An 11,630-nucleotide genomic window follows, 5' to 3' on the forward strand; every position below is an offset into this window, starting at 1 on the left:
CCCCCTGCACCCCCAAAAGCCCCTCGCACTGACGGGGTTTCCGGTGAAGTTGCTGTTCCGACTGCGCCTCAAACCGTCTCTCAACAGACAGTCCCTTCCGCCCCTCAATTGGCTCAACCTGTCGCAACAGGTGCCGCAGGTTCTCCCCGAGGATCAGGCCCAACGCCTGGAAATCCCACCCTCAAAGAAATTGTAATTCGAGCCAATGACGAAGGAATTTCAGATATTCACATCGGGGTGAATGAAGAACCTCGGTTCCGCAAACGGGGTGATATTTCCCCCACAGGCTATCCCGTCACCGACTTGAATACCTTTATGAGTTGGTTGCGCGAATGTATGAGCGATGATGAAATCGAATATTTCCAACAAAATTTAGACTTTGACGGTGCTTTTGACTTTGGCTTTGTGCGGGTGCGGATTAGTGCCTTTGATACGTTGAGAGGCCCGTCAATGGTATTACGATTGATTGCGGCTAAAATTCTGACAATGGAGCAACTCAATCTCCCGGAAGTCTTTAAAAAGATTTGTCACTATCACAAAGGATTAATGTTAATCACCGGGCCGACGGGTTCAGGTAAGTCTACTACCCTGGCGGCGATGATTGACTACATGAATAAAGCTTTTGCCTATCATATTATCACCATTGAAGACCCGGTAGAATTTGTTCACGAAAGTAAAAAAGCCTTGATTAAACACCGGGAAGTCGGACGCCATACGTTGAAGTTTTTTAATGCCTTAAAAGGGGCGTTGCGTCAAGACCCGGACATGATGCTGGTCGGAGAAATTCGGGATAAAGAAACGATGCAAATTGCCCTAAAAGCCGCATCGACAGGTCACTTGGTAGCCGGAACCTTACACACCAACAGCGCAATTAAAACCCTAACTCGGATTTTGGATATGTTCTCCGCCGAAGAACAACAATCAATTAAAGTGTCAATTTCTGAAACGTTAGTCGCGATTATTGCTCAGTTACTCTGTAAAACAACCGATGGAAAACGGGCGGCTTTTCATGACATCTTAATCAATACTGATGTCATCAAAGAATACATCGTTAAAGATCAGTACGAAGAAATTAACCAAATCATGCTCAAAGATACTTATGAGGGCATGACCACGATGAATAAATCTCTTTACATCCTCTATCAAGAAGGTCGGATTACCGAAGAAACCTGTTTAGAAATGTCGCCCTACCCGAATGAGATGGGTCAAATGCTGCGAGGTCGGGTTTAGTCTCAACTCTAAGAAAAGTCTGAAGTTTTAACCCCTTGCTGTCAACTCTGGGGTAAAGTGTGAATTGTGAGGTATTCTATCAGCCGAATTTGGCGATCGCAGTTCACACTTCAATTGTATTGATTTGTGAAAATATCCAATTCCTTTGGTTCCTCAATAGGCATCCTTGAATTCTGCTAAACCTACAGATCCCCTTTTGTTCAAAGGAATTGCACTTTTTACACCCGGGGGAGATTTAATCTACTGTATCGACCCCACGAAACGGCGTCGATGGCATCTACATTTATGTGCGGCTTTACAGGAAATGTTGGGATTGTCAGAAACCCCTCACTTTTTAGTTCCTTGTTACACGGCAACCCTCGATCAGTGGCTTGATCCCAATACCCAAACCGTTAAACGATCAGCCGAAGCCTATCCCCCTGTATTGCGTTATCAAACCTTACTCAATGCCGTGTTTGGTACAGATAATTTAATTTGGCAACCCACTCGAGAACCCGAAGAATTATGCAATCCTCTCGTCATTTCTACTTATTATCATCAATTTCCCCAACTCTGGGAAAATCACGACCTGGTTGTACAGTTTCAAAAAATGGATACTCAACTTGATGCTGACCGACGAGAAGTGACTTCGACATTGCGATCGCAAAGTTTGCGTGCTGATCAATCTTCAGAAGTCAATTCACCACAAACGGCGGGTTATGTTTTACGTTTATTTGTTTCCGGTCATAGTTTAGCCACTGAACGCACTTTAGCGACACTTCATCAACTTTTAGAACGATCCGTAAGTCACCCTTACACCCTAAAAGTCATTGACGTGTTGAAGCATCCTGAACAAGCAGAAGTCGATCAAATCTCTGCCACTCCCACTTTAATTAAAGTCTGGCCGAAACCGATCCGGCGAATTGTGGGAGAATTGAATGATGTTGACATGATTTTGCGGTTGCTCGGAACTTTAGAGCAGTAAACTAACTCAACTGCACCACCGCCTGATTATTCACTAACATTTCATTGGTGAGTAAATCTTCTAGGGTGATGAGCAAAAATCGCTTTTCATCGACTGAAAATAACACCTTAATCCGATCGCGTCCGGGCTGTCCTGGGGGATTTAATCGAGCAATACTGCGCCCTTCTGGGGTATCATTTAACGCCTGTACGGGGGTTTTTCCGGCGGTACTGCGTGTGACTAAGCGATCGCCATCAAAAAAGACTTCTGTTCCTCCCGTTTCCGCCCCCAATTCTCCAATCACCAATTCAATACTGGGCTGATTTTCTAAAGAAGCCCCTAAAACTAATTCTACAGGTTCAGTCATCGGATAAGCTTGACCCGACTGAATAATCGGATGCCAACTGTGACAATTATCCCGACGATTCCAATAACGAATCCCATAACTATGATAGAGAAAATCTTCAATTTTAGTCCCGAGACTCAGTTGTAATGCTCCATGAGAAATGGCTTCAAAAGGCTTCTCACAGCGTATCTTTTCAGGTTCAAAATATTGTTTTACCCAAGTTTGAACGGATGGGATTTGACTGCTTCCCCCCACTAATAAAACGCTACTAATATTACTCTTCTCAATTCCTTGACGCAGGGCTTGTTGTAACACTTGATTCATCGCCCGATCCAGATTTTTAAAAAACTGATGTTGGGTTAAAATCTCCTCAAATTTTTCTCGACTCAACTCCAATTCATAACTGTCTAAAGTTTCATCATTAAAATACACTTCCGTCGCTTGAGTTTGTAAGGAAAGCTGAATTTTTAAGCGTTCAGCCAAACGAGTCGTTAGCGGGGTTTTTTCTAATCCCTGGGTTTGGGCAAAATAATCAATTAACCAATGATCAATATCCGAACCGCCCAAATTTTGACCTGCTTTTGCTAAAACTCGGGCTGTTTTTGGCTTTTGTCCGGAAGATTCTGCAAAGGATTTTTGACCCCATTTGAGAATAAACCCTAACGGTTTATTTTGTACCGTTGTGTTTAAACGAACTAAAGATAAATCGAGTGTTCCGCCCCCAAAATCAATTACCAATACCACATCTTGTTCCGTCAGTCCATATCCCAAAGCCGCAGCCGTTGGTTCATCCAACATTCGCACCTGTTCAACTTCGAGAGACTGACAAACTTGACCTAACCAGTAGCGATAGGCTTCAAAACTGTCAACCGGAACCGTAAACACCAAGGAGTCTATCGGTAAAGGAATCCCTCGAACTGCTTCTAAAACTTGAGTGAGGAACCATTCTCCGACCCGTTCAAAAGTGACAACCTGACCATCAAGTTCGGGGAGAAATCCCTGAATGTTCGTGCCGATTCCCCGTTTAAAATTGCGAAAAAAACGATGATCGCTGCTGATATCATAACCCTGATCTCGCACTTGCTGACCTAAAACGACCTGATCCGCAGTGGCATCTTTAACATAAAGTAAACTGGGAATCAGGGGAGGGTTTTGAGCCGAAATCCAGGATAATCCGGGAAGCCGCAAGGTTTCAGGCTGTTGTGTGGCTGGATTCCAACGGGAAACAACAGTATTGCTGGTGCCAAAATCAATCGCGATTGTCATTCACTCTAATTGTACAACAAGTCTAAACCAGTTTAACCCAAAAGATCTCTGTCTCCGGCGTTGAACCGCAGAAAAATCCCTGAGTTCGCTGATTTTCCGCTCTTGAACTCCTCTGAACGCGACTCTTTTTTTCTCAGGTATAAATTGATTTGGATCAATTATAAATTGAGCTAAAATATTCTTATATAAAGATTTATGAAAAAAAAATTACATTGATAACTAAATTGATCTTTTTATTTCTATCTTTGAATTAGAGAATTCACCGAGAAGCAGTTATTCAAGGAAAAATACGATGAACTCTGAAGACAAAAAAGAAGAAGTCAACACGATCATCTCAAATCTCAGTGATCAGGTGCAGAAGCTACGAGCAGAAAAGAAACAACTACTCGATTGTCTCGGGTTAAATCTAGAACGACAACTGCAAGAATATATGACAACTCTTCAGTTACAATCTCAACGAGATCATCTATTATCCTCCGTATCTTTACGGATTCGTCAATCTTTAAATCTCAGTGAAATCTTGCAGACAACGGTGAATGAGGTGCGTCATTTTTTACAAAACGAACGAGTGATTCTCTACCGTTTTGAACCGAATTGGGATGGAGAAATTATCGTGGAATCCGTAGAAACACCGAGATGGTCACTCCAAGGTAGAAACATCTACGATCCTTGTTGGGAAAGCATTAAAGAAAAATTTTATCAACCGGATAGTATTCATGTCTTTGAAGATAGAGAAAAAGCCAATTTAATCTTGTGTTATGATGAATTTTTAGAACAATTAGAAATCCGAGCCAATTTAGTCTTACCGATTTTACTAACACCGACTCACACCGGAAAAAAATCAACCGCTTGCGATCATCAACTCTGGGGATTATTAATGGCTCAAAACTGCTCAAAACCTCGAAATTGGATGGATTGGGAAATAGATTTTTTGCGACAATTAGCCGTACAAGTGGCGATCGCGATACAGCAAGCCTCCTTAGTTACACAGCTTGAAAATGAATTAGCACAAAGACGAAAAGCAGAACTTGCCCTAAAAACTTCCAAAGCCAATTTAGAAGTCAAAGTGCGGGAACGAACCCTAGCAGTCGAAGAAACAAACCTGCGTTTACACCGAGAAATTTGGGAGCGAAATCAGAAAGAAACCCGACTCAGACTATTAGAACGAGCGATCGCATCTAGTCATAGTGGAATTATGATTAGCGATCCGACGCAAACCGAGAATCCGATTATTTACGTCAATTCTGGCTTTGAACAGATGACAGGCTATCAGATGGCGGAAGTAATTGGGAAAAATTTTCGCTTTTTGTATCGAGAAGATCTCAATCAACCCGGTTTAGAAGAAATAGAGATAGCTTTACGTGAAGAACGAAGTTGTTCTGTGATTGTACGAAACTATCGGAAAGACGGAACATTATTTTGGCAAGAACTCACCATTTCTCCAGTGCGAGATCCCGAAGGACGACTCACCCATTATGTCAGTATTCAAACCGATATTACCGAACGCATTCAAACTCAAGAAGAGCGAGACTGCTTTTTTAATCTTTCCGGTGATTTGTTGTGTATTGCGAATTTTGACGGTAATTTTGTACGAGTTAATCCCGCTTGGGAACAAACACTCGGTTACACTGAAAATGAACTGCTTTCACAACCTTTTCTGGAATTGATTCACCCCGAAGATTATGATCGTACTATCGCAGAACTCGAACGCTTAAAAAATGGTAAAAAAACCCTAGAATTTGAAAATCGTTATCGCTGCAATGACGGAACTTATCGTTGGCTGTTGTGGACTGCAACGCCTGTTGTTGAAGAGAATCGAATTTATGCTGTCGCCCGAGACATCACTCAACGCAAACAAGTAGAAGTCGAACTTCGTCAGAGAGAAGAACGCTTCCGAACCGTCGCCAACTTCACCTATGATTGGGAATCATGGATTGATCCCGAAGGCAACTTTTTGTATGTGTCTCCCTCCTGTGAACGCATTACAGGATACTCTCCCGAAGAATTTATCCGCAACCCACAACTTTTGATCGCCATTGTTCATCCCGAAGATCGAGGGATAGTTTTAGAATATTTGCAAGAACATTTGCACGAGAATCAACCCCACTTCATGGATTTTCGCATTGTTACTCGTAGCGGACAAATTCGCTGGCTTGCTCATCACTGTCAATCGGTTTATAGCAGCGATGGATGTTGGTTAGGGCGACGAGTCAGTAGCCGTGATATTAGTGAACAGAAACAAATCGAACAAGCATTACGTGAAAGCGAGGAACGTTACCGTCGTTTAATTGAAACCAGCATTGAAGGAGTTTGGATGATTGATACCGCCAACAGAACCACATTTGTTAATCCGCAAATGGCGATAATGCTCGGTTATCCTGTTGAGGAGATGATCGGCAAATCTATCTTTGAGTTTATCGATCAAGACAATTGGCAAATGGCGGTAACAAATGTTGAACGTCGGCGTTTAGGAATCTCCGAACAACATGATTTAAAATTTCGCCATTCAAGCGGGGAAAGTCTTTGGACCTCTGTTTCTACTGCACCGATTTTCGATACATCCGGTAAATATGTCGGCGCCTTTGCTTGGGTGACAGATATCAGTAAACGCAAACAGATAGAAGAAGCATTACGCGAGAGTGAAGAACGATTTCGGTTGATGGCGGATCATGCTCCGGTGTTGATTTGGATTTCCGGAAACGATGGTTTGCGTTACTTTTTTAATCAAAGCTGGTTATCGTTTACGGGGCGAACCTTAGAAGAAGAAATCGGTAACGGTTGGACAGAAAATATTCATCCTGACGACAAAGAAGCGTTTTTACAAATCTATCAACGGAAGTTTCAAGTTAAGGAACCCTTTTCTTTAGAATATCGCTTGCGACGGGCAGATGGGGACTATCGCTGGCTGCTGGATACCGGACTTCCGCAATTAACGAGTAATCGAGAATTTGCTGGGTATATTGGCTCTTGTATTGATATTACTGAAAATAAACAAACCCGCGAACAGTTACGCCAAATTAATAAACAGTTAAAGGATGGGATGAATGCTTTAGAACAGCGTCATCAAGAGATGGTGTTGTTAGGAGAAATGAATAGTTTTCTGCAAGCTTCCAGTTCTCTGCAAGAAGCTTATCAGATGTTAGCGGATTTACTCAAACCGTTATTTCCAGACTGTGGGGGGGGTGTGTTTATGTTGGGAGAGTCAGAAAACTATGTTGAAGTGGTTGCCACTTGGGGAGAAGATTTTACGACACCAACGCTATTTAGACTCGATGAATGTTGGGCGTTGCGACGGGGACGAACTCATTGGGTAGAAGCAGAATCTCCAAATTTATTTTGTCAACATACTCAGGCTCACCCGCTTCCGGCTGAGTCCCTTTGTATACCCATGATGGCTTTAGGAAATACCTTAGGATTGCTTTATATTAGCGCGTCAACACCGGGAGAATTAACCGAAGCCAAACGACAGTTAGCCCGTACCGTTGCTGAACATTTAGCGGTTGCTCTGGCGAATGTCAAGCTTCAGGAAACGTTTAAAGCCCAAAGTATGCGGGATGCGTTGACGGGATTGTTTAATCGTCGTTATTTAGAAGAATGTCTAGAGCGAGAAATTCATCGAGCGAGACGAAATAACTATTCTGTGGGGATTGTGATGATAGATATTGATCATTTTAAACGGTTTAATGATCAGTTTGGACATGATGCGGGAGATGAAGTTCTCAAAACGATTGCTCGATTACTCAAAAATAATATACGGAGTTCTGATATTGCTTGTCGTTATGGGGGAGAAGAATTGACGTTAATTTTACCAGAAGCTTCTCTTCAGGATACACAAACCCGAGCCGAACAAATTCGTTATACGATTGAACATTTACAATTACATCATCGAAATCAATCTTTAGGTGCAATTACGGCTTCGTTTGGTGTGGCTTGTTTTCCGCAACAGGGAGAAACCTTAGAAACGGTGTTGCGGATGGCGGATACCGCTCTTTATCAAGCAAAAACGAGAGGGCGAAATTGTGTGGTTTGTGCGGATGAGAGTTCATTATAACAAAAGGCAAAACTGTTAACTGCTAGGGGTAATTCATCAGTTATCCCTAGAACTGATATTTACAAACGCACCGAATGAAGAAAAGTCAAAAGCCTCACTATACCAAGCTTTTTTCCGCCTTTTGCCTCTTGCCTCTCTTGCAAACTTTGCTAAGATTGCGAACTAAGTCTCGCCGGAAACCGCGCCCGTCGCAAGGAAAGCGCTTTTGCCTCTTGCCTTGCGCTTCGCGCAATAACTGTTATAGATTTTATCCTGAGAGCCGCATGATAACCCCGTACTCACTTAATAGTTGAAGTGATTGTAAGTTTTTGAGGAAATCCAATGTCAGAGCGTGAACAAGTTCAAATTGATGGCTTTCGAGTTTCTGGCCCTGTTCAAGGGAAGCGAATTGAAATCGAATTTGATGTCAAACCCACTCGAGGAAAAGGGGAATCATCCTATCGGAATTCTTCTGATGAATGGGATTCAATTTGGTATTTGTTTTTCCTGTTATTTAGCTTAGTCTTTTTTGTTGGAAATACGGCGGGGACAAATTCAAATCCTTTTCAAGATGCACTTTCTCCTACATCTCCTAATATGAATTCTTTATCCCAACCCAATTGGTAAACGAATGTCCCTGATTTTATCCGAAGAATTAGAGCCAATTCACAATTCACAACTTCTGGGTTAAATCTCCCCAATCAAAGCCTTAGAAAATTGATAGCACCCTTGAAAATTTCCAAATAATTGTGAATTGTGAATCGCTAATTTTTTGTGAGTCGTTAAATCCCAGCAGCCAACCAACCGCGAATAAAGTAATAGAATGTAATGATATATTCTTCAACTACATCCGTCGTTAACAAAAGAGCTTCAGCACTGGGTAAAAAGTCTTTCGTCGAAACTCGTCGCTGGTATTTTTCATTGGGTAGAGGAGCATAAAAGTTAGTCGGAGCCGGAATCACTTTGAATCCAACTTGGGCAAACGTTAAGCTCGCTCGACGCATTTCCAGTGCAGAAGTCACCAAAATAATCGCCCGTCCTAAGTCTTGTTTTTTGGCAATTTGTTGAATAGAAACCGCACTGTCATACAACGTTCCTGCTGATGTGTCTTTAATAATAGATCGAGAAGGAACCCCCATTCCGACCAACAATCGGGCAATATAGTCTGCCTCCACAACGGGTTGAATGTATTCATTTCTTGAACCCGCACTGACGATAACCACAGGAGCTAAACCATCCTTGTAGAGTTTAGCAGTATAGGGAATGCGATCGCCAATACGAGTTAATTGAACTTGAGTGGAATAGGGAAGTTTCGGTTCAGTGGTTCCCGAACCGAGTAAAACAATAGCTTCGGCTCTTTCTCCACAACATAAATCACTTTGAACCGTTTCAATGGCAGTCCTTTCTAATTGAAAAGCCAACCATTGAGCAACAAACGGCATACTCGACAAAATCAAAATCAGTAAAGCCGTTAAAATCAAGTTCGGGCCTGGATTAGAAATTCCCCCCTTATTAATTTGAGTCGCGGCAAAAATCAACAATAAAATCGACAAACCGAGGGGCTTGATAAACACGGACAAAAGACTCAAAATGGAGAGTCCAATGGGGCTATCGGGTGCGGTAAAGGCAATCAGTAACAAAAATACAGCCAATAGGAACCACAGCCGACCAACGAGATTCCCCTCTTTGCTTACTAAAAGTCTCCATAATCTAAAGATAATGGTTCCAATTAGCAGCAACAATAAAAGTCGAGTGAGTTGTACAAACATTTTGTCTGTTGTTCAAGATGAGTTTTTAGAGGTGTGTTTTGTTCACAACCCAGACCATCCGACTCGGTGCCAACTGGAGAGAACAGAAACTTCCGCTTTCTCCAGGGCAGTTTACCCGGTTTGAGGGCCAACTGAGATGACAATTCCGATTTGGATATGGCTAAAGTTTACAGAAAATAGTGGGAAGCTGAAAGCCTCTTGTCAATATTAGTAAAGTGGATGGAATAATCAATCGATTTCCGACTACTTTTGCTTTGATCGACGTTGTAGTTCACGTTGAATGGCTTCTACAACCGTTTCCACCACTTGCACCCGAGCGGAAGACTTAGAATTAGCGGCTACAATTGTCCAAGGGGCTGTCGGCGTGTGAGTCCGTTGAATCATCTGATTAACCGCCACTTCATAAAAAGGCCATTGTTGGCGATTGCGCCAATCTTCATCGGTGAGCTTATACTGTCTAAAAGGATTGTCTTGACGCGCCTGAAATCGTTTGAGCTGTTCGTCAGGATCGATGTGTAACCAAAACTTCACCAATACATAACCCGCACTGGTTAGTTGTTCTTCAAATTCATTAATTTCTCGATAAGCCCGTCGCCATTCTTCGTCTGTCGCAAACCCTTCGACTCGTTCGACGAGAACCCGACCATACCAACTGCGATCAAAAATCCCAATTTTTCCGGCAGGCGGTAAACGTCGCCAAAACCGCCACAGGTAATGATGGCTTTTTTCTTCGTCTGTGGGCGCGGCGAAAGGTTGGACTTGATAACTCCTGGGATCTAAAATATCCGTTAACCGTTTAATGGCTCCCCCTTTTCCGGCTGCATCCCACCCTTCAAAGATTGCTAAGACCGGAACTTCCTGTTGATAAATCTCTTTTTGGAGTTTACCTAAACGCGCTTGTTGTTGAGAGAGTTGCTGTTTGTATTCATCCTCTAGTAGAGAGGGCTTTAAATCGACTTGAGACAGAGGATTGGGTTCTGTGGGGTCAAGATGGTCTTGTAGGGGTGTTCTCACAGGCGGAAGCTGAACCTGTAGCCTATCTAATGCTTCGGTGAGAGTCGCTACCATCGTTGAAAGCACTTTAATACGGGCGTAGCGTTGACTATCGCCTTCTACTAACGTCCAGGGTGCATCTCCTGTACTGGTCTGAATTAACATTTCTTCGGCAAAGGCTAAATAGGTGTCATAATCTTTTTCTTGTTGCCAATCTTCTGAACGAACTTGCCACGCTCTCAACTCATCTTTGGCTGCTTTTTTGAGGCGACGTTTGAGTTCTTTTTGGCTGAGATGAATCCAAAATTTCGCCATCACTACACCATCATCCACCATTTGGCGTTCAAAGGCGTTAATTTGTCGCATCGCGATGGAAACTTCCGCTTCAGGAAGTCGTCCAAACAGGCGATCTTCAAGAACATGAGTATACCAACTGTGGTAAAAAATGCCAATTTGACCCTCAGCAGGTAGCACTTGCCAAAATCGCCACATAAACGGATACCGACGTTCCTCTCGCGTTGGTGGCCATATCGGATGGACGATAAATCCTCGCGGGTCCATGTAGCCGACCATTTTTTTGACGAGCGCCCCTTTTCCTGCTGCTGCCCATCCTTCTAAGGCGATCATTGCAGTTAGCTTTTTTTCCCAGCAGCTTTGTTGCAGCGATCGCAATTTTTGCATTAAGCTTTCAATCTGGCTTTGATAGGTTTCTTTATCGAAAGATAAACTAAGATCAAGGGTGTTGAGCATGAATTCATCCAGATACAATCACCAGTCTAGTTTAACTTCTCAATCTTTCTTCAGTTGCAACTGGGATGGGATATCTTAAAAATCGCCAAGTCTGAAATGGGTTCTAACAGGGCGAACAGAGGCAATCGTTTTTATACCGTTGTACAATGTTCAGGAGATTGACAGAACATTGATATTAGATAATATATCTTGCTAAACCTCAACTTATATGAAATACAGAAAATAATGCTACAGATGATCGATCTCTAAACAATAGACGCCTGACGGGGCGGGTTTATGTCAGTTATTGATGGGAAACATAAA

At 42.7% G+C, this 11,630-nt stretch carries 7 protein-coding genes; 4 read left to right on the forward strand and 3 right to left on the reverse strand.

Annotated elements, in window-relative coordinates; genetic code table 11:
- Both WN50_RS14835 and WN50_RS14840 read left to right on the forward strand, forming a co-directional pair.
- A partial coding sequence (locus WN50_RS14835; RefSeq protein WP_049559634.1) for a type IV pilus twitching motility protein PilT occupies window positions 1–1,230 on the forward strand: 1,230 nt, incomplete at its 5' end.
- Between the two features lie 166 nt (window positions 1,231–1,396).
- The gene (locus WN50_RS14840; RefSeq protein WP_049559636.1) at window positions 1,397–2,194 is read left to right on the forward strand and encodes a circadian clock KaiB family protein; all 798 of its coding nucleotides are present in this window, start codon (window positions 1,397–1,399) and stop codon (window positions 2,192–2,194) included.
- 1 nt (window position 2,195) lies between these two features.
- On the opposite strand, the gene WN50_RS14845 is transcribed toward WN50_RS14840, so the two are convergent.
- The gene (locus WN50_RS14845) at window positions 2,196–3,785 is read right to left on the reverse strand and encodes an Hsp70 family protein (protein WP_049559638.1); all 1,590 of its coding nucleotides are present in this window, start codon (window positions 3,783–3,785) and stop codon (window positions 2,196–2,198) included.
- Window positions 3,786–4,077: 292 nt separating this feature from the next.
- Between WN50_RS14845 and WN50_RS14850 the strand changes: the two genes are divergently transcribed.
- Together WN50_RS14850 and WN50_RS14855 are read left to right on the forward strand one after the other, a co-directional pair.
- Window positions 4,078–7,836 (forward strand): PAS domain S-box protein, encoded by a 3,759-nt coding sequence (locus tag WN50_RS14850; RefSeq protein ID WP_049559640.1) that lies wholly within the window; start codon window positions 4,078–4,080, stop codon window positions 7,834–7,836.
- A gap of 321 nt (window positions 7,837–8,157) precedes the next feature.
- Complete coding sequence (locus WN50_RS14855) at window positions 8,158–8,442, forward strand: hypothetical protein (RefSeq protein ID WP_046281708.1); 285 nt, start codon at window positions 8,158–8,160, stop codon at window positions 8,440–8,442.
- A gap of 155 nt (window positions 8,443–8,597) precedes the next feature.
- Here WN50_RS14855 and WN50_RS14860 read toward each other — a convergent pair whose 3' ends face one another.
- Both WN50_RS14860 and pap read right to left on the reverse strand, forming a co-directional pair.
- Window positions 8,598–9,584, reverse strand: coding sequence for a YdcF family protein (locus WN50_RS14860; protein ID WP_046281709.1), 987 nt, complete (start codon window positions 9,582–9,584; stop codon window positions 8,598–8,600).
- 243 nt (window positions 9,585–9,827) lie between these two features.
- Complete coding sequence (gene pap, locus WN50_RS14865; protein WP_046281710.1) at window positions 9,828–11,327, reverse strand: polyphosphate:AMP phosphotransferase; 1,500 nt, start codon at window positions 11,325–11,327, stop codon at window positions 9,828–9,830.
- Window positions 11,328–11,630 lie beyond the last annotated feature (303 nt).

Source organism: Limnoraphis robusta CS-951, from assembly GCF_000972705.2.